15 protein-coding genes and 3 tRNA genes are annotated in these 19,531 nt (G+C 60.7%); 13 read left to right on the forward strand and 5 right to left on the reverse strand.

Going from position 1 to position 19,531, the window contains the following annotated elements; genetic code table 11:
- The 9 genes from AC07W7_RS12240 to AC07W7_RS12280 all read left to right on the forward strand — a co-directional run bounded on the left by AC07W7_RS12240 (position 1) and on the right by AC07W7_RS12280 (position 9,270).
- A tRNA-His gene (locus AC07W7_RS12240) sits at positions 1–76 on the forward strand.
- A gap of 58 nt (positions 77–134) precedes the next feature.
- Positions 135–219 (forward strand) — tRNA-Leu (locus AC07W7_RS12245).
- A 77-nt stretch (positions 220–296) separates the two neighbouring features.
- Positions 297–372, forward strand: a tRNA-His gene (locus AC07W7_RS12250).
- A 386-nt stretch (positions 373–758) separates the two neighbouring features.
- Entirely contained in the window at positions 759–2,069 is a 1,311-nt protein-coding gene (gene tig / locus AC07W7_RS12255; protein WP_076962625.1) for a trigger factor, read from the forward strand.
- Between the two features lie 92 nt (positions 2,070–2,161).
- A complete protein-coding gene (gene clpP, locus AC07W7_RS12260) occupies positions 2,162–2,797 on the forward strand; it encodes an ATP-dependent Clp endopeptidase proteolytic subunit ClpP (protein WP_029298421.1) in 636 nt (211 codons plus the stop codon).
- A 112-nt stretch (positions 2,798–2,909) separates the two neighbouring features.
- Positions 2,910–4,193, forward strand: coding sequence for an ATP-dependent Clp protease ATP-binding subunit ClpX (gene clpX / locus AC07W7_RS12265; RefSeq protein ID WP_076962626.1), 1,284 nt, complete (start codon positions 2,910–2,912; stop codon positions 4,191–4,193).
- Between the two features lie 160 nt (positions 4,194–4,353).
- Positions 4,354–6,750, forward strand: a complete 2,397-nt coding sequence (gene lon, locus AC07W7_RS12270) for an endopeptidase La (RefSeq protein ID WP_099169017.1) — start codon at positions 4,354–4,356, stop codon at positions 6,748–6,750.
- A gap of 146 nt (positions 6,751–6,896) precedes the next feature.
- Positions 6,897–7,169, forward strand: a complete 273-nt coding sequence (locus AC07W7_RS12275) for an HU family DNA-binding protein (protein ID WP_003174819.1) — start codon at positions 6,897–6,899, stop codon at positions 7,167–7,169.
- Positions 7,170–7,398: 229 nt separating this feature from the next.
- Complete coding sequence (locus AC07W7_RS12280) at positions 7,399–9,270, forward strand: SurA N-terminal domain-containing protein (RefSeq protein WP_495039386.1); 1,872 nt, start codon at positions 7,399–7,401, stop codon at positions 9,268–9,270.
- Positions 9,271–9,334: 64 nt separating this feature from the next.
- Here AC07W7_RS12280 and AC07W7_RS12285 read toward each other — a convergent pair whose 3' ends face one another.
- Complete coding sequence (locus AC07W7_RS12285) at positions 9,335–10,510, reverse strand: MFS transporter (RefSeq protein ID WP_495039387.1); 1,176 nt, start codon at positions 10,508–10,510, stop codon at positions 9,335–9,337.
- Positions 10,511–10,636: 126 nt separating this feature from the next.
- Here AC07W7_RS12285 and AC07W7_RS12290 point away from each other — a divergent pair, with 126 nt between their 5' ends.
- Positions 10,637–11,581, forward strand: a complete 945-nt coding sequence (locus tag AC07W7_RS12290) for a LysR family transcriptional regulator (RefSeq protein ID WP_495039388.1) — start codon at positions 10,637–10,639, stop codon at positions 11,579–11,581.
- A gap of 44 nt (positions 11,582–11,625) precedes the next feature.
- Positions 11,626–12,390 (forward strand): DUF2242 domain-containing protein, encoded by a 765-nt coding sequence (locus tag AC07W7_RS12295; protein ID WP_495039389.1) that lies wholly within the window; start codon positions 11,626–11,628, stop codon positions 12,388–12,390.
- 230 nt (positions 12,391–12,620) lie between these two features.
- Here the strand turns inward: AC07W7_RS12295 and AC07W7_RS12300 are convergent, their stop codons facing one another.
- Positions 12,621–13,661: an AraC family transcriptional regulator gene (locus AC07W7_RS12300; RefSeq protein ID WP_495039390.1), complete on the reverse strand. Its 1,041-nt coding sequence runs from the start codon at positions 13,659–13,661 to the stop codon at positions 12,621–12,623.
- Positions 13,662–13,665: 4 nt separating this feature from the next.
- Positions 13,666–14,796, reverse strand: coding sequence for a carbon-nitrogen hydrolase family protein (locus AC07W7_RS12305; RefSeq protein ID WP_495039391.1), 1,131 nt, complete (start codon positions 14,794–14,796; stop codon positions 13,666–13,668).
- A gap of 211 nt (positions 14,797–15,007) precedes the next feature.
- Here AC07W7_RS12305 and AC07W7_RS12310 point away from each other — a divergent pair, with 211 nt between their 5' ends.
- The gene (locus tag AC07W7_RS12310) at positions 15,008–17,047 is read left to right on the forward strand and encodes an oxidoreductase (protein ID WP_495039392.1); all 2,040 of its coding nucleotides are present in this window, start codon (positions 15,008–15,010) and stop codon (positions 17,045–17,047) included.
- 57 nt (positions 17,048–17,104) lie between these two features.
- Positions 17,105–17,995 (forward strand): 1-aminocyclopropane-1-carboxylate deaminase/D-cysteine desulfhydrase, encoded by an 891-nt coding sequence (locus tag AC07W7_RS12315; protein WP_495039393.1) that lies wholly within the window; start codon positions 17,105–17,107, stop codon positions 17,993–17,995.
- On the opposite strand, the gene AC07W7_RS12320 is transcribed toward AC07W7_RS12315, so the two are convergent.
- Both AC07W7_RS12320 and phnX read right to left on the reverse strand, forming a co-directional pair.
- Positions 17,992–18,537, reverse strand: coding sequence for a cytochrome b (locus tag AC07W7_RS12320; protein ID WP_495039394.1), 546 nt, complete (start codon positions 18,535–18,537; stop codon positions 17,992–17,994). The two genes, AC07W7_RS12315 and AC07W7_RS12320, sit on opposite strands and share 4 nt — an antisense overlap.
- A gap of 114 nt (positions 18,538–18,651) precedes the next feature.
- Positions 18,652–19,479 carry a phosphonoacetaldehyde hydrolase gene (phnX, locus tag AC07W7_RS12325; RefSeq protein WP_099169024.1) on the reverse strand — a complete coding sequence of 276 codons (828 nt, stop codon included), beginning with the start codon at positions 19,477–19,479 and terminating at the stop codon, positions 18,652–18,654.
- Positions 19,480–19,531: the final 52 nt, after the last annotated feature.

A 19,531-nucleotide genomic window follows, 5' to 3' on the forward strand; every position in this document is an offset into this window, starting at 1 on the left:
GTGGGCGTAGCTCAGTTGGTAGAGCACGGGATTGTGACTCCCGTTGTCGAGGGTTCGATCCCCTTCGTCCACCCCATATTTGAAAAGGCGCCAGATTTAACGGTCTGGCGCCTTTGTTTTAAAAGCTTCAAGCCGCGGATGTGGTGGAATTGGTAGACACACTGGATTTAGGTTCCAGCGCCGCGAGGCGTAAGAGTTCGAGTCTCTTCATCCGCACCAAATACAGCGTCACCCTTGCCATGGGCTGGGTTGGTGCTCAACAGAGAAGGCGATTGGCTTCTTTGTCACGCAATATGGTGGGCGTAGCTCAGTTGGTAGAGCACGGGATTGTGACTCCCGTTGTCGAGGGTTCGATCCCCTTCGTCCACCCCATATTCCGAAAGGCGCCAGATTTAACAGTCTGGCGCCTTTTTTGTTTTAGCGGTTTGCGGCTCCGGGTCGCAGGGGTAGGGCGTTTCGTCGTATTTTTGTTTCTCGATGATGCCGAACTACCCGCCGGCCTTGCGTGCAGGGTTGGCTGCCAGGGAGGAAGTTGCTGGTTTCTTCTATATATAGAAGGGGCGGCACAGAGCCCTGGCGTGATGGGCTGTATTTGTCACTGGGGCGAGGAGCATTCGTGCATTCGTACCTGTAAAATGCCTGCTGTTTTTTAACCCGTTTTCAGTAGGGTGACTTCTTGAGTTTGACCCACTAGAATGCATGCCCTTGATTCTTGGGTCGGAAACGGCCGGCTAACGTCTGTGCAACGAGGAATATCCATGCAAGTTTCTGTTGAAAATACTACTGCTATCGAGCGCCGCATGAGCATCACCGTGCCGGCCGAGCGCATCGAGACCGCGGTCAACAAGCGTCTGCAGCAGACTGCCCAGAAGGCCAAGATCGCTGGTTTCCGTCCAGGCAAAGTGCCGATGAGCGAAATCAAGCGCCGTTTTGGTGCTGACGCACGTCAAGATGCTGTAGGTGATGTGATCCAGGCTTCCTTCTACGAAGCCGTTGTCGAGCAAAAGCTGAACCCGGCAGGCTCGCCTTCGATCGAGCCCAAGTCCCTGGAAGCGGGCAAGGACCTGGAATACGTTGCCGTATTTGAAGTGTTCCCAGAGTTCACCGTGGCAGGCTTCGACGGTATCGAAATCGAGCGTCTGAGCGCCGAAGTGGCTGATGCCGACCTGGACAACATGCTGGAAATCCTGCGCAAGCAGAACACCCGTTTTGAAGTGGCCGATCGCGCTGCCCAGAACGAAGACCAGCTGAATATCGATTTCGTGGGCAAGGTTGACGGCGAAGTCTTCGCCGGTGGTTCGGCCAAGGGCACCCAGTTGGTACTGGGCTCCAACCGCATGATCCCGGGTTTTGAAGACGGTCTGGTTGGCGCTAAGGCCGGCGAAGAGCGCGTTCTGAACCTGACGTTCCCGGCGGACTACCAGAACCTGGACCTGGCTGGCAAAGCCGCCGAGTTCACCGTGACCGTCAACAGTGTTTCCGAGCCTAAGCTGCCAGAGCTGAACGAAGAGTTCTTCGCCCAGTTCGGTATCAAGGAAACCGGTATCGAAGGTTTCCGCACCGAAGTTCGCAAGAACATGGAGCGTGAGCTGCGCCAGGCCATCAAGTCCAAGGTCAAGAACCAGGTCATGGACGGTCTGCTGGCCGCCAACCCGATCGAAGTGCCTAAGGCCCTGCTGTCCAACGAAGTGGATCGCCTGCGCGTACAAGCTGTCCAGCAGTTCGGTGGCAACATCAAGCCTGATCAACTGCCGGCCGAGCTGTTTGAAGAGCAAGCCAAGCGCCGCGTGGTGCTGGGCCTGATCGTCGCGGAAGTGGTCAAGCAATTCGACCTCAAGCCAGACGAAGACCGCGTTCGCGAAATGATCCAGGAAATGGCTTCGGCCTACCAGGAGCCTGAGCAGGTCGTGGCTTGGTACTACAAGAATGACCAGCAGCTGAACGAAGTCCGTTCGGTTGTGCTGGAAGAGCAAGTTGTAGATACTGTTCTGCAGAAGGCTAAGGTGACCGACAAAGCGGTCTCTTACGAAGAAGCAGTCAAGCCGGCAGAAGCAGCACAAGCCGACTGATTGTCCAACTCGTTTGAAAATACACCCATAAGCCAGCCTCGCGCTGGCTTATGCGTATTCAAGACATGACTATTTGGGAGTAACTGCAGAGCATGTTCCGTAATTCGTATATTCAGCAGAACTCTGATATCCAGGCCGCAGGCGGCCTGGTCCCGATGGTTGTCGAGCAATCTGCTCGTGGCGAACGCGCCTATGACATCTACTCGCGCCTGCTCAAGGAGCGAGTGATCTTTCTGGTTGGTCCGGTAGAGGACTACATGGCCAACCTGATCTGTGCGCAACTGCTGTTCCTTGAAGCGGAAAACCCGGACAAGGACATCCATCTCTACATCAACTCCCCAGGCGGTTCGGTGACGGCGGGCATGTCGATCTACGACACCATGCAGTTCATCAAGCCGAACGTATCCACCACGTGCATCGGCCAGGCCTGCAGCATGGGGGCATTCCTGCTGACGGCGGGTGCCGAAGGCAAGCGTTTCTGCCTGCCCAACTCGCGTGTGATGATTCACCAGCCACTGGGCGGTTTCCAGGGCCAGGCGTCGGACATCGAGATCCACGCCAAGGAAATCCTGTTTATCCGCGAGCGTCTCAACACGCTGATGGCCAAGCACAGCGGGCACACCCTGGAAGAAATCGAGCGCGATACCAACCGTGACAACTTCATGAGTGCCGAAGCCGCGCGTGAATACGGGCTGATCGACGCCGTGATCGACAAGCGCCCCGCTTAATATAAGCAGCTCAAAATAGGGCTGGTCGGCATGTCCGACCACCGGCGGGCTTGAAAAAGCCCGCATAAGCCTTCATCTTGTGTTGCAAGCCTATCGGATTTGGATCGAACGAATGACTGACACCCGCAACGGCGAGGACAACGGCAAGCTGCTCTATTGCTCCTTCTGTGGCAAAAGCCAGCATGAAGTGCGCAAATTGATTGCCGGCCCCTCGGTCTTTATCTGCGACGAGTGCGTCGACCTGTGCAATGACATCATCCGTGAGGAGGTGCAGGAGGCACAGGCCGAGAGCAGCGCGCATAAATTGCCTTCGCCTAAAGAAATCAGCGGCATCCTTGACCAGTACGTGATTGGTCAAGAGCGTGCAAAGAAGGTTCTGGCCGTAGCGGTGTACAACCACTACAAGCGCTTGAACCAGCGTGACAAGAAAGGCGACGAAGTCGAACTCGGCAAGAGCAACATCCTGCTGATCGGTCCTACAGGCTCGGGTAAAACCCTGCTTGCAGAAACCCTCGCTCGCCTGCTGAACGTTCCGTTCACCATCGCCGACGCCACCACCCTCACCGAGGCGGGTTACGTAGGTGAAGATGTCGAGAACATCATTCAGAAACTGCTGCAGAAGTGCGACTACGACGTAGAGAAGGCCCAGATGGGTATTGTCTATATCGATGAAATCGACAAGATTTCGCGCAAGTCCGACAACCCGTCGATCACCCGGGATGTTTCCGGTGAAGGCGTGCAGCAAGCCCTGCTCAAGCTGATTGAAGGCACGGTCGCTTCCGTACCGCCTCAAGGCGGCCGTAAGCACCCGCAGCAGGAATTCCTGCAGGTTGATACGCGTAACATCCTGTTTATCTGTGGCGGTGCGTTCTCCGGCCTGGAAAAGGTTATTCAAAACCGTTCCACCCGTGGCGGCATCGGTTTCAGTGCAGAAGTGCGCAGCAAGGAAGAAGGCAAGAAGGTGGGCGAGTCCCTGCGTGAAGTCGAGCCTGACGATCTGGTCAAGTTCGGTCTGATCCCGGAATTCGTTGGCCGTCTGCCGGTCCTGGCCACGTTGGACGAGCTGGATGAGGCTGCGCTGATTCAGATCCTCACCGAGCCGAAAAACGCCCTGACCAAGCAATACGCCAAGCTGTTCGAGATGGAAGGCGTGGACCTTGAGTTCCGTTCTGACGCGCTCAAATCGGTGGCCAAGCGGGCACTGGAGCGCAAGACCGGTGCACGCGGTTTGCGTTCGATTCTCGAAGGCGTATTGCTCGACACCATGTACGAAATCCCCTCGCAGTCCGAGGTGAGTAAAGTGGTGATCGACGAAAGCGTTATCGAAGGTAAGTCCAAGCCACTGTATATCTACGAAAACAGTGAGCCGGCGGCCAAGGCTGCGCCAGACGCGTAAGCGTTTCGCCGTTTCGGTACAGACAAGGGGCCTCTAGGGGCCCCTTTGTTTTTCATGGAGATTTTTACTGTGTGTAACTGCCAGCATTGAGCTTGTTTTTTTTGCACGCAGCCCCCATCTTGGCTTCAAGCTTACTTTCATCTGTCATAGAGGCGAAATCATGAAGACAACCATTGAATTGCCTCTCCTGCCATTGCGCGATGTGGTTGTGTATCCGCACATGGTTATCCCGCTGTTCGTGGGGCGCGAGAAGTCTATCGAAGCCCTCGAGGCCGCGATGACGGGCGACAAGCAGATCCTGCTGTTGGCCCAGAGAAATCCGGCTGACGACGATCCAGGCGAAGACGCCCTGTATCGCGTCGGCACCGTTGCAACCGTCCTGCAATTGCTCAAGCTGCCGGATGGCACCGTCAAGGTGCTGGTCGAAGGCGAGCAGCGCGGTGCGGTCGAGCGCTTCATGGAGGTGGATGGCCACCTGCGTGCAGAAGTGGCGTTGATCGACGAAGTCGATGCGCCGGAACGCGAGTCCGAAGTGTTTGTACGCAGCCTACTGTCCCAGTTCGAGCAATACGTGCAACTGGGCAAGAAAGTCCCGGCTGAAGTCCTGTCCTCCCTCAACAGCATCGATGAGCCAAGCCGCCTGGTCGACACCATGGCCGCGCACATGGCGCTGAAGATCGAGCAGAAGCAGGACATCCTCGAAATCATCGACCTGTCGACCCGGGTCGAGCACGTCCTGGCCCTGCTGGATGCCGAGATTGACCTGTTGCAGGTCGAGAAGCGCATTCGCGGTCGCGTCAAGAAACAGATGGAGCGCAGCCAGCGCGAGTACTACCTGAATGAGCAGATGAAGGCCATTCAGAAAGAACTCGGCGACAGCGAAGAAGGCCACAATGAAATCGAAGAGCTGAAAAAGCGCATCGATGCCGCAGGCTTACCTAAAGACGCGCTGACCAAAGCCACTGCCGAGCTGAACAAACTCAAGCAAATGTCGCCGATGTCGGCCGAAGCCACCGTGGTTCGTTCCTACATCGACTGGCTGGTGCAGGTGCCGTGGAAGGCCCAGACCAAGGTGCGCCTGGACCTGGCGCGTGCCGAAGATATCCTCGACGCCGACCACTACGGCCTGGAAGAGGTCAAGGAACGTATCCTCGAATACCTCGCCGTGCAGAAGCGCGTGAAGAAGATCCGTGGCCCGGTGTTGTGCCTGGTCGGTCCTCCTGGCGTGGGTAAAACCTCGTTGGCCGAGTCGATCGCCAATGCCACCAACCGTAAATTCGTGCGCATGGCCTTGGGTGGCGTGCGTGATGAAGCGGAAATCCGTGGTCATCGCCGGACTTATATCGGCTCGATGCCAGGAAGATTGATTCAAAAGATGACAAAGGTTGGCGTGCGCAACCCGCTGTTCCTGCTCGATGAAATCGACAAAATGGGCAGCGACATGCGTGGCGATCCGGCATCGGCCCTGCTGGAAGTGCTCGACCCCGAGCAGAACCACAATTTCAACGACCATTACCTGGAAGTCGACTACGACCTGTCCGATGTAATGTTCCTGTGCACCTCCAACTCCATGAACATTCCACCCGCCCTGCTGGACCGGATGGAGGTGATTCGTCTGCCGGGCTACACCGAAGACGAAAAGATCAATATCGCCGTCAAATACCTCGCGCCCAAGCAGATTGCGGCCAATGGCCTGAAGAAGGGCGAGATCGAATTCGAGGTCGAGGCGATCCGCGACATCATTCGTTACTACACCCGCGAGGCCGGTGTACGGGGCCTTGAGCGCCAGTTGGCGAAGATCTGCCGCAAGGCGGTCAAGGAACATGCCCTGGAAAAACGCTTCTCGGTGAAGGTTACGGCCGATGACCTGGAACACTTCCTGGGCGTGCGTAAATTCCGCTACGGCCTGGCCGAGCAGCAGGATCAGGTCGGGCAGGTGACTGGCCTGGCGTGGACCCAGGTGGGCGGCGAATTGCTGACGATCGAGGCCGCGGTGATTCCGGGCAAGGGGCAACTGATCAAGACCGGTTCCCTGGGGGATGTGATGGTCGAGTCCATCACGGCCGCGCAGACCGTGGTGCGCAGTCGCGCCCGCAGCCTGGGGATCCCCCAGGACTTCCACCAGAAGCACGACACCCACATCCATATGCCGGAAGGGGCTACCCCCAAAGACGGCCCCAGCGCTGGCGTAGGCATGTGTACGGCCCTGGTTTCGGCCCTGACCGGCATCCCGGTGCGTGCCGATGTCGCCATGACCGGGGAGATCACCCTGCGTGGCCAGGTATTGGCCATTGGTGGCCTCAAGGAAAAACTGCTGGCCGCCCACCGTGGTGGCATAAAGATCGTGATCATTCCGGAAGAGAATGTCCGCGACTTGAAGGAAATTCCTGACAACATTAAGCAGGATCTGCAGATTAAACCGGTTAAATGGATTGACGAGGTCCTGCAAATTGCGCTGCAATACGCGCCGGAGCCCTTGCCGGATGTGGCTCCCGAGATAGTCGCGAAGGACGAAAAACGCGAGACAGACTCTAAGGAAAGAATTAGCACGCATTAATACGTTTAAGCCGGGTGGCTTCCTTGACAGCTTTTTAGAGCCCTTGTTATAAAGCGGCTCTTAAGTGTCTGTAGGCCATTCAGCACTGGTTTTTGCTTTCACCAAAAAACTTAGAATCATACTCAATAGATATAAGGGGACTTAGAGTGAACAAGTCGGAACTGATTGATGCTATCGCCGCATCTGCTGATATCCCGAAAGCCGCTGCTGGCCGTGCGCTGGACGCAGTAATCGAATCCGTCACTGGCGCTCTCAAGGCCGGCGACTCCGTGGTACTGGTAGGTTTCGGTACTTTCTCTGTGACCGATCGTCCAGCTCGCACTGGCCGTAACCCACAGACTGGCAAAGCACTGCAAATCGCTGCTGCCAAGAAACCAGGTTTCAAAGCCGGTAAAGCCCTGAAAGAAGCCGTTAACTAAGCTTCGCTCAAGCCTTTGCCTATCCGGGCTGGACGCAGGTCTGGCCTGGCAGCGGAGCGGCAACTGACCCAGGTATCCATTGGGTCGCGACGCCGGGGGGCGGGTTCAACACCCGTCCGTTCCGCCAGTTACGAGAAGGCGCATCCTCGGATGCGCCTTTCTTCTATCCGGATTCTACCCACGCTCCACGGTTGCCTAATTTTGAAGTTCAACCGTTTCTGGGGGACGCATGCTGCAGAATATCAGGGACAATTCACAAGGCTGGATTGCCAAGACCATTATCGGGCTCATCGTTGTATTGATGGCTTTCACCGGTATCGAGGCCATTTTCCAGGCGACGACCAACAGCCAGGACGCGGCCAAGGTCAATGGTGAAGAAATCAGTCAAAACGAGCTGAGCCAGGCTGTCGACTCGCAACGTCGGCAACTGATGCAACAACTGGGTAAGGACTTCGACGCGTCCTTGCTGGATGAAAAAATGTTGCGCGAAGCGGCCCTCAAGGGTCTGATCGACCGCAAGCTGCTGCTGCAAGGTGCGGCCGACTCGAAGTTCTCCTTCTCGGACGCGGCCCTGGACCAAATGCTCCTGCAAATGCCGGAATTCCAGGTCGAGGGCAAGTTCAACGCTGAGCGTTTCGACCAGGCGATTCGTCAGGCGGGCTACAGCCGCATGCAATTCCGCCAGATGATGACGCAGCAAATGCTGATCGAGCAGTTGCGTTTAGGCATTGCCGGCAGCGGTTTTGTCACCGACCAGGAAGTGCTGAACTTCGCGCGTCTGGATAAACAGACCCGTGATTTCGCCACCGTCAGCATCAAGGCCGACCCGGCAGCGGTGAAGCTCACCGACGACGAGGTCAAGGCTTACTACGACCAGCGTGCCAAGGAGTTCATGACCCCGGACCAGGTCGTCATCGACTATCTGGAGCTGAAGAAGGCTTCGTTCTTTGACCAGGTAACGGTCAAGGACGATGAACTGCAGGCCCTGTACGAGAAAGAAACCGCCAACCTCGCTGAACAGCGTCGTGCCGCGCATATCCTGATCGAAGTCAACGACAAGGTGACCGAGGCGCAGGCCAAGGCCAAGATCGAAGACGTCCAGGCGCGCCTGGCCAAGGGCGAAAGCTTCGAGGCCCTGGCCAAGGAGTTCTCCCAGGATCCAGGTTCGGCCAACAATGGCGGCGACCTGGGTTTTGCAGGCCCTGGCGTCTACGATCCTGAGTTTGAAACCGCCCTGTATGCCTTGAACAAGGATCAGGTCTCGGCACCGGTACGCTCCAGCTTCGGCTGGCACCTGATCAAGCTGTTGGGTGTTGAGGCGCCAGAAGTGCCTTCGTTCGCCAGCCTCAAAGACAAGCTGACCCGCGAGCTGAAGACCCAGCAAGTGGAGCAGCGCTTCGTCGAGGCGACCAAGCAACTGGAAGATGCGGCATTTGAGGCTTCCGACCTGGCCCAGCCGGCGTCGGACCTGAAACTGACCGTGCACACCTCGGCGCCGTTTGGCCGTGAAGGTGGCGAAGGTATCACGGCCAATCGTGCGGTGATCCAGGCGGCTTTCAGCCCTGAAGTGCTGGATGAGGGTGCCAACAGCACTGCCATCGAGCTGGATCCGGAAACCATCGTGGTCCTGCGCGCCAAGGAGCACCGCAAGCCGGAGCAACTGCCGCTGGACAGCGTGGCGACTGCCATCCGTGCCCAGTTGACCAAGGAGCGTGCAAGCGCTGCGGCGAAGGCCCACGCTGACGAGCTGATCGCCAACCTGCGCGATGGCAAGCTGGCGCTGGACAAGGCCGTTGATGGCCAGGCCTGGAAAGTCACCGAAGCCGCCACCCGTGGCCAGGAAGGCGTTGAGCCTGCCGTGCTGCAGGCCCTGTTCCGCATGGCCAAGCCGGCGGCGAAGGACAAACCGACCTTTACCGACGTGACCCTGCCGGATGGCAGCCTGATGATCGTGCGCTTGAACAGCGTCAACGAAGGTGCCGCACCAAGCGATGAAGAGAAGGAGCAATATCGTCGCTTCCTCGCCTCGCGGGTCGGCCAGCAAGACTTCGCAGCGTTCCGCAAGGAACTGGAAGCCAAGGCTGATATCAAGCGTTTCTGATCGTGTGATACCGCCTCAAAAAAAGACCCCGGCCTGAAAACCGGGGTCTTTTTTTGCCTGTGGGTCAGGTGCGGCGAAGCTGTAGGGTCGTGATCAACGCCAGCATGGCCAGGCCGGCAACGGTCCAGGGAAAGGACACCACGCCCCACCCTTGAAGCAACACGCCGCCCAGTAGGCCACCGCCGGCAATCCCCAGGTTCCACACCGTCACCAGCATCGACTGGGCGGCATCCGCCGAGTCACCGGCCGCCTTGGCCAGCGCGGTTTGCAGCAAGGCGGGCAGGCCGCCAAATGCCAGGCCCCAGACGGCGACTGACAGGTAGACGACCTCGGTAGCGGCGACCCACAGCCCCAGGACCAATGCGGCAGCGGCAAACAGCGCGCAACTGAGCACCAGCAAGCCCTGCAGTAGGCGGTCGATCAACAGGCCGACGACCCAGATGCCCATCAGCGCGGCCAGGCCAAATACCAGCAGCACCTGGTCAATGTCGGCGCCAAGCCCGGCGGGCACCAGGAACGGCGCGATATAGGTGTACAGAATGTTATGCGCCAGCACGTAGGTAAAGGTCACCCAGAGCACCGGGCGCACCCCCGGCAAGTGCAATACCTGGCGCAAGCCCAGGCGCTGCTGCGCACGTTGCCCGGCAAAATCCGGCACCTGCCAGCGGACCCACACCAGTAGCAGCACGGTCAGCCCGGTCATGATCGCAAAGCTCAAGCGCCAGCCTACCGCCGTGCCAAGAAAGGTCCCGGCGGGCACCCCGAGGGACAGCGCCAGCGGCGCGCCCAGCATCGCCACGGCAATCGCCCGGCCCTGCAGGTGCGGCGCCACCATGCGGCTGGCATACCCCGCCAACAGTGCCCAGAGCAGGCCCGCGAACACCCCGGCCAACAACCGTGCGACCAGGGTCAGCCAATACACGCTTGATAGCGCCGTGACACTGTTGACCAGCGCAAAACCACCAATGGCCACCAGCAGCAAGGGGCGGCGGCGCCAACCACGGGTGGCGATGGTCAGCGGGATGGCGGCCAGCAATGAGCCCAGGGCATACAGGGTGACAAGCTGGCCCACCAGCGCTTCGGAAACGCCCAGGCCAGTACTCATCTGGGGCAGCAGGCCTGCGGGCATCGCCTCGGTGAGGATGGTGATGAAGCCGGCGGTGGCCAGCGCCAGCAAACCCGCCAGGGGCAATCGTTCGCGCTGGCTGGGCAGGCATTGCGGTGTACTGCAGTCATTCATGGGGCTCGGCTCCGTATTCAAGGCATCAGGACATCGGGGCAGAGTAGGGGGCTGAACCACTCGGAAAAATAGGCTAAGGTTCCGAACTTATCGGACAGTCGTGTCCGTAATCAGCAGGAAGGGACAATGGACAGCCTGAGCAGTATGTCGGTGTTTGTGCAGGTCGCGGAGACCCGCAGCTTTACCCAGGCCGCTCGCTTGCTGGGTGTGTCGTCTTCGGCCGTGGGCAAAAGCATTGCGCGTATGGAGCAGCGCCTGGGGGTGCGGCTGTTTCACCGCAGCACCCGCAGTATCACGCTGACGGCCGAGGGTGCGCTGTTCCTTGAGCGTTCGCGGCGGATCCTGGCCGAGGTTGAAGCGGCCGAACGGGAGTTGACCGAAGCGGCGGCCACCCCCCGTGGCAAATTGCGCATCAGCTTGCCGCAAGTCAGGGGCCTGTTGATGCCGGTGCTGACCGAGTTTATGCGGGCCTATCCAGAGATTGAGTTGGACGTGGATTTTTCCGACCGCATGGTGGATGTGATCGAGGAAGGCTTCGACGCCGTGGTGCGCACCGGCAAGCCTGAGGATTCGCGGCTGTCGGCGCGGCTGCTGGGGCACTATCGATTGGTGCTGGTGGGATCGCCACAGTATTTCGCCCTACACGGCATACCAGCCTGTCCTGCGGACCTCAACCATCATGCCTGCCTGCGTCACAAGTTCTGCGCCACCGGCAAGCTGGAGAGCTGGCCGTTGCGCCATTTACCGGGTGAGCCCGAGCCGTTGCTGCGCGCACCGCTGGTCAGCACGACCATCGAGTCGCTAAAGCATGTGGTGCACGAAGGCCTGGGGATCGCCTGCCTGCCGGACTTCATGGTCCGCGAATCCGTCGAGCAGGGCCGCTTGCAGCGGGTGCTGGACGATTACCTGGAGCATCGCGGCAGTTTCTGGATGCTCTGGCCGTCGAGCCGGCATGCCTCGGCCAAACTGCGGGTGTTTATCGATCATATGAGCGCCAGGCTTTTTCCTGCGCCGCGCGTCGAGCCGGCCGGTGACGTTTTACCGACAGGAATCCGCGCGCGCACCCGGTGATCTGTTGCACAATACCGCCCTGACCGTTTTCCCCAGGATGATCAATGTCAACTTCATTTCACTTGCGTGGCCTTGTGCTTGCGCTGGTGCTGGCAGGCGCCACGGGCTGCTCGTCGCCCAAGACCGCTATCTACGAACATGAGAATTTCGACGACTCCGGTACGTTTTCGCGCAATTACCCGGTCAGCGATGTCGCGGCCTGCGAAGCGGCACGCCGGGCGTTGCTCAGCCAGGGCTACATCATCACCAGCAGCGACCCGAAGCTGGTCAGTGGTAACAAAAGCTTCCAGCAGACCGGTGAGACCCATCTGCAGATCAGTTTCAACGTGGTGTGTGCCGAAGACGGCAGCGGTGAGCATCATGCGACGATGTTTGCCAACGCCCTGCAGGATCGCTACGCGCTGAAGAAGGTCAACAACTCCGCCAGCCTGGGGGTGGGGGTGCTTGGCTCGGTGTCGATGCCGATCGGCTCCACCGACGACTCGATGGTCAAGGTGGCCAGCGAGACAGTGACTTCGCCGAAGTTCTATGACCGCTACTTTGCCTTGGTCGATGTGTTTCTACCCCAGGAGAAACCAGCAGCACCGCTGCCTGAAACGCCCAAGGCAGAATTGGGCGTGCCGGAGCCGAAGGCAGCAGAGCCTGTGGCACCGGCAGCCCCGGTAGCCGAACCCGAGGCTTCGCAGCCACTGGCACCTCCTCCTGATGCCGCGCCGATTGCTCCAGAGCAACCTGCCGTGCCGGTGCAAGCCCCACCCGCCTTGCCGGCCCCGACCGAGGTGATCCCAGCGCTGCCGTCACCGCCATAAATTCCCACGACGCTACTACGTTTACTCCTTAGGTGCAGGAACACATCTTGACGCATACATTTTTCCGTCATGAAGGCACTTTAGGCTGGTGATGCGGGTCACTATGCAGCCACTCACCTCAAATAAGGAGTCGACGATGGACGATTACCAGGAAGAACTGCTGGAACTCCAGGCCTTTGAACTGGACCCTCTGGACCCGGCCGACGACGCCACCGAGTTGTAGGCCGGCGTCAGGCGAAATGCCGCTGGCTGCGGCGAAATTCCCCTGGGGTCTGGCTGTTCCAGCGCTTGAAGGCCCGCTGGAAGGCTTGCGCTGAGGCAAAACCGAGCAAATAGGCAATTTCCCCAAACGCCAGTTCCGTATCGCGAATGTAGGTCATGGCCAGGTCGCGGCGGGTGTCGTTGAGTATGGCGCGATATTGCGTGCCTTCCTCGGCCAGTTTACGGCGCAAGGTCCAGGTCGGCAGCTTCAGGCGCGCCGCCACTTCTTCCAGGTCGGGTTCCCGGCCGCCATTGAGCATCGGCCCCAGCAACCGTGTGATGCGCTCGCGCAGGCTGCGGGTGCGGGTCAGTTGTTCCAGTTCTCGTTCACACACCTGCAACAGCATGTGCCAGGTACTGGGGCAGTGTTGCGGGTTGCGCAGGCCCAGGCTGTGCTGGCTCAGGCGCAGTTGATTGAGTTCGGCGCCGAACTGGATCGGGCAGTCGCCCAGTACGCTGTAGCGGGCGCTGTAGTCCGGGGCGGCGAATTCAATTTCGATACGCTCGGCCAACACCGGCTGCTGGCACAAGGTCGCCATCTGCTGCAGCCAGCCAGCCAGGATCGAGTCCACCACAAAGCGGTTATAGGCGTTGTACGGGCTGATGGAATAGAAACGCAGCCAGGCGCCCCGGGCGTCTTCATGAAAGCTCGACTGGCCACGGTAGTTGGCGCCGTACAGGGCCTCGAAGCGCGTCAGGGTGCGCGCGGCTTCGCGCACGTTGGGCGCCTGGGCGGCGGTGACGCCGGCCAGGCCCAGTTGATTCATGCGGCTCAACTGGCCCATGCGCAGGCCCAGGCCGGGGTCGCCGGTCAGTTGGATGGCTGCATGGCCCAGGCGCATATAGCGTGGGATCGACAGGCGCGCGCCGGGCTCACTCAAGCGCGCCGGGTCCAGGCCGTACTGCAACAGCAGCGGCTGCGGGTCCAGGTTGTGGCTGAGAATGGCGTCGGCCAGGGTGTGCACGATGCCCACCGATAAGTCCCCGAGGCGCATCGGTGCCGGTTTCATGGGCTTATAGCCACACGTTCAGCAGGCGCGCACCACGTGCGTTACCGTCGGCGAAGACTTGGCCATTGGCACTGAGAAAGCTTTGGCCGCTGGTGCCCTGGTCCCAGAATTGCCCGCGCATGAAGACGCTGATGCCCGCACCCGCGAGGCTGATGGGCACCTGGCTGATCAGGCTCAGGCGATGCCAGGCTTCGCCTTCGCTGAGCTCTTCGGGCTTGAGGCTGACTTCCGGGGGCGTGGACACACTTTTGAAGCCGCGCCACGGCTTGTCCCAGGTGTCGCGGCCAATCACCAGTGCCGGCACCGCCACCACTTGCGCGCCTTGTTCGTTGAGCTTGCGGTAGTTGTCGGGGTACCAGCTGTCGCTGCCAATCAGAATGCCCAGGCGCCCGGCCGGGGTGTCGATCACGCTGATCGCGTTTTCGTCGCCCGGGGCGATAAAACCGCGCTCATCGAAGATCGGGTAGAGCTGGCGCTGGGGTTGACCCAGGGGCAGGCCATCGCGGTCGAACACCAGGCTGGTGTTGTACAGCGCGCCATGGCCGACCTGCAGTTGACCCTGGCTGATGCTTGGGTTGGGCAGGGCGATGGAGCCGGCGACCAGGGTCACCCCGAACTCCTTGGCCAGGCCGCCAAACAGCACCTGGTAATCACGGGCCATGGCCGGCGCTTTCATACGCAGGTAGGCATCGTCCAGGCGGTTGTCGCCCTGGGCACTGATCAGTGCGCGCAGGAACGGCAACGGGTTGCTCACCGACAGCCAGTTCATCGCCTCTTTAAAGGTGGTGGCCTGATACAGCTGGTTTTTTTCACCACTGATCATCAACCAAGTGCCGACATGTTCCGGCAGGACCACGATGGTTTTGTCGTTGAGCAGGCCCAGGTCCCGGGCATTGCGCAGATAGGCCGAGAGCTTGAGGTGCAGGCGCTCCAGGCTCTGGTAGTCGGCGGGGAACAGTTCCGGCTGGATGCCCAGCAGGTTGCCGTGATCGGCGGGAGTGCCCTGGTTCACGGCCAGGTTGATCCGCAGGTCCGACAGGTAATGCCCCACGGGGCGCTCCTGGGTCCAGACCAGATAGGCGGAAACGGCGGCGACCAGGGCCATGGTGAGGGTCAAGGCAAGTAATTTACGCATGGGGGAACAGACAACAGGCCGTGTGCAGGGTTCGACCCTAGGGTAGGGCCCGTCGCCACACTTGCCAAGGGGCGCTGCGCATTTGGATCAATAACTTGTCAGTTTCAGTCATTGAGCGCTAGGGGTATGGCTCTTAGTCTGTGGGACATAAACCGATGGCCGGCCATTCGAGCCTGTCACGTCCCGTGATGATCCGTTGTGGAGCTGTACCATGAGCGCTGCTGCCTACCCGCATTTGCTGGCCCCGTTGGACCTGGGTTTTACCACCTTGCGCAACCGCACCCTGATGGGTTCGATGCACACTGGCCTGGAAGAAAAGCCCGGCGGTTTCGAGCGCATGGCCGCGTATTTTGCCGAACGCGCCCGTGGCGGCGTGGGCCTGATGGTCACCGGCGGGATTGGCCCGAACGATGAAGGCGGGGTGTATGCCGGGGCGGCCAAGCTGACCACCGAGGCCGAGGCGCTCAAGCACAAGATCGTCACCCAGGCGGTGCACGAGGCGGGCGGCAAGATTTGCATGCAAATCCTGCATGCCGGGCGTTATGCCTACAGCCCCAAGCAGGTCGCGCCCAGCGCGATCCAGGCGCCGATCAACCCGTTCAAGCCCAAGGAGCTGGACGAGGACGGCATCGAAAAGCAGATCAGCGACTTTGTTACCTGCTCGCGACTGGCCCAGGTCGCCGAGTACGACGGCGTGGAAATCATGGGCTCGGAAGGTTATTTCATTAACCAGTTCCTCGCCGCCCACACCAACCATCGCACCGACCGCTGGGGCGGCGCCTACGAAAACCGCATGCGTTTGCCGGTGGAAATCGTGCGCCGGGTGCGCGAAGCCGTGGGGCCTAACTTCATCATTATCTTCCGCCTGTCGATGCTCGACCTGGTGGAAGGCGGCAGCACCTGGGAAGAGATCGTGCAGTTGGCCAAGGCCATCGAGCAGGCGGGTGCGACGCTTATCAACACCGGGATTGGCTGGCACGAAGCACGCATCCCGACCATCGCCACCAAGGTGCCGCGTGGTGCGTTCAGTAAAGTCACGGCCAAGCTGCGTGGCGCGGTGCAGATCCCGTTGATCACCACCAACCGCATCAACACCCCGCAAGTGGCCGAGCAGATCCTCGCCGAAGGCGATGCCGACATGGTGTCCATGGCCCGGCCGTTCCTCGCCGACCCGGAGTTCGTCAACAAGGCTGCCGCTGGCCGTGCCGACGAGATCAATACCTGCATCGGCTGCAACCAGGCCTGCCTGGACCACACCTTCAGCGGCAAATTGACCACTTGCCTGGTTAACCCGCGTGCCTGCTACGAGACCGAGCTTAATTACCTGCCGGTCAAGCAGATCAAGAAAATCGCCGTGGTCGGCGCCGGCCCCGCCGGCCTGGCGGCTGCCACCGTGGCGGCGGAGCGCGGTCACCAGGTGACCCTGTTCGATTCGGCCAGCGAGATCGGCGGCCAGTTCAATGTGGCCAAGCGCGTGCCGGGCAAGGAAGAGTTTTTTGAAACCCTGCGTTACTTCAAGCGCAAGCTGCAAACCACCCATGTCGAGCTGTGCCTCAACACCCGGGTGGATGTGGCGCAACTGGTGGCCGGCGGTTATGACGAGATCATCCTCGCCACGGGTATCGCGCCGCGGACCCCGGCCATTCCAGGCGTGGAGAACGCCAAGGTGCTCAGCTACCTGGACGTGCTCCTGGCACGCAAACCGGTGGGCAAGCGCGTTGCGGTGATTGGCGCCGGTGGGATCGGCTTCGACGTCTCGGAGTTTCTCGTGCACCAGGGCGTGTCCACCAGCCTGGACCGCGAAGCGTTCTGGAAGGAGTGGGGTATCGACACCCATCTGCAAGCCCGTGGCGGCGTGGCCGGGATCAAGCCCGAGCGCCATGCGCCGGCGCGTGAGGTGTACCTGTTGCAGCGCAAGGCTTCCAAGGTCGGCGACGGCCTGGGCAAGACCACTGGCTGGATCCACCGTACCGGCCTGAAGAACAAGCAGGTGCAGATGCTCAATAGCGTTGAGTACCTGAAGATCGACGACGAGGGCCTGCATATCCGTATTGGTGCCGAGGGCGAGCCCCAGGTGCTGGCGGTGGACAACATCGTCATCTGCGCCGGGCAAGACCCGCTGCGCGAACTGCAAGAGGGCCTGGTCGCCGCGGGCCAGCACGTGCACCTGATCGGCGGTGCCGATGTGGCCGCCGAGCTGGATGCCAAGCGCGCCATCAACCAAGGCTCGCGCCTCGCTGCCGAGTTGTAAGGGGCGCGCCGGGGCGGTGTTAGACTAGCGCCCCTTTTTTCATGCAGATATGCCCTGATGGGTCCTTTCGATTGGCTTCCCCACGCGCCCCTTGAACCCTTGCAGCTGGATTGGCTGAACGGGGTCGAGGTGGCCGTGCTGCGCCTGGACCGCATCGACCCGCTGATCAGCGGCAACAAGTGGTTCAAGCTCAGCGGGCACCTGGCCCAGGCGCAACAGGCGGGTGCCAGCGGCATCATCAGCCTGGGCGGCGCCTACTCCAATCATCTGCATGCCCTGGCGGCGGCCGGCAAACGCTTTGGCTTTGCCACCGTCGGCCTGCTGCGCGGGCACCCGCAAGACACCCCGACGGTCCTCGACCTGCAAGCCCTCGGCATGCAACTGCACTGGTTGGGTTATGGCGGTTACCGCGCGCGGCATGAGCCGGACTTCTGGTTGCCCTGGCGCGAGCGATACCCGCACCTGCATCCCGTGCCCGAAGGCGGCGGCGCGGTGACGGGGGCGTTGGGCTGTGGGGTGTTGGTCGAGCAGGTGCGCAGGCAGTTGCCCGCCCTGGGGTGGGCCGACTATGACGCCTGGTGGCTGGCAGCCGGCACCGGTACCACCCTGGCGGGGCTGGTGCTGGCGGAGGCGGGTGCCCATCCGGTGTACGGGGCACTGGCGGTGCCGGATGATCACGGGGTTGCGCAGAACGTGCAGGCTATCGTGCAGGGCGGGTATGAGTTGTTGGAGGCCAGCCGTGGCGGCTTTGCGAAGGTCGATCCGGTATTGCTGGAGTTTATCCAGGCCACCGAGCAGGCCAGTGGCCTGCCGTTGGAACCGCTCTACACCGGCAAGGCGCTGCTGGCGCTCAAGCAGCAGATCGAGGCCGGACGCTTGGCCCCCGGCACTCGCCTGGTCTTTGTGCACACCGGCGGCTTGCAGGGCCGCCGGGGTTTTGTGGATTAACGCTTGGGCAACATGCGCAACACGGTGTTGTCGCGCATAAAGTAGTGGTGATACAGCCCCGCCGCCGCATGCAGGCCAATCAGCCAGTAGCCGATGGTGCCGCCCAGTACATGCCAGCCTTCGATCTGCTTGGCCAGGTCCTTGTTCTCACCGATCAGGGGTGGCAACTCGATCCCGTAGAACCACACTGAATGCCCCTCGGCACTGACAATCAGCCAGCCGAAAATCGGCATGCCGATCATGAACACATACAGCGCCACGTGCATCAGGGTCGCCAGCAGGGTTTGCCAGTGCGGCGGCGCCGGCAGGATTTTCGGTGCCACGCCGAGGCTGCGGGCAAACAGGCGCAGCCAGACCAGCACAAACACGGTCAGGCCGAACATGAAGTGCAGTTCTTTGATCAGGGTGCGCCCGCCACTGCCCTTGGGGAAAATCCCGCGAAATTCAATGGTGACGTAGACCGCCACCAGCAGCACCAGCATCAGCCAGTGCAGGGCAATGGACATCGTACTGTAACGGGACTCACTGTTTTTCCACGGCATCGCGTCTTTCCTCACTCATCAGGGGCAAACCTCCGTTCTTTGGCGACGGAGTCCCTTCAGCCTAAACCTGTTGCGCAAGGTTTGCCCGAGTGAGGGGCGAAGTATTGATCTCGATCAGGCGCTTTGTGGCATTTCACCACGGGCCAGGCGCTGATTGATGTCGGCGATCACGCCGGGCAGGTCGGTGATGGTGTCGATCAGGTAGTGCGGGCGTGAGCCGGCAAACAGCGTTTCGATACGCTGGCGCTCGCTGGCCAGCGTCGCCGGGTCCAGGGCGCGGAACTGCTCGTAGGTCAGGCCCAGGGCGTTGCCCGAGCAGGTCAGCGCCACGGTCCACATCCCGGCGCGGCGGCCTTCGAGGATGCCCGGCACGGTGTCGTCGATCTTCACGCAGGCCGCCACGTCGTCAATGCCCAGGGCGATCACGTTGGCCAGGGCCTGGGCCGGCCATGGGCGGCCATTGGGCACTTCATCGGTGGCCACCACGTGGTCGGCGATATAGCCGTTGGTGGCGGCCAGTTCGACCACCTTGTCCATCACTGGCTTGGGGTAGCCGGAGCAGGAGCCGATCTTGATCCCTTGCGCACGCAACGCGGCGATGGTCGCCAGGGCGCCGGGAATCAGCGCCGAGTGTTCGGCGATCTTCTCGATCTGCAAGGGCATGAAGCGCTCGTAGATAGCGGTCACGTCAGCGTCGGTCGGCGTGCGGCCGAAGGCTTTGCGATAGCGCTCGGCCACTTGCGGCTGATCACACAGGGTGCGGATATGGTCCCACTTGCCCATGCCCATCGGGCCACGGGCTTCTTCGATGGAGACCTGCACGTCGAACTCGGCAAACGCCTCGACAAAAATCTGCGTGGGGGCAAAGGAGCCGAAGTCGACCACGGTGCCGGCCCAGTCAAGGATAGCGGCCTGCAGGGTGTTGGGGTTCTGATAGTTCATGGTGCAAATCCTGTAAATAATGTGTAGGAACCGGCTTGCCGGCGATAGCGGC

Source organism: Pseudomonas sp. GW821-FHT01D09 (genome assembly GCF_059422465.1).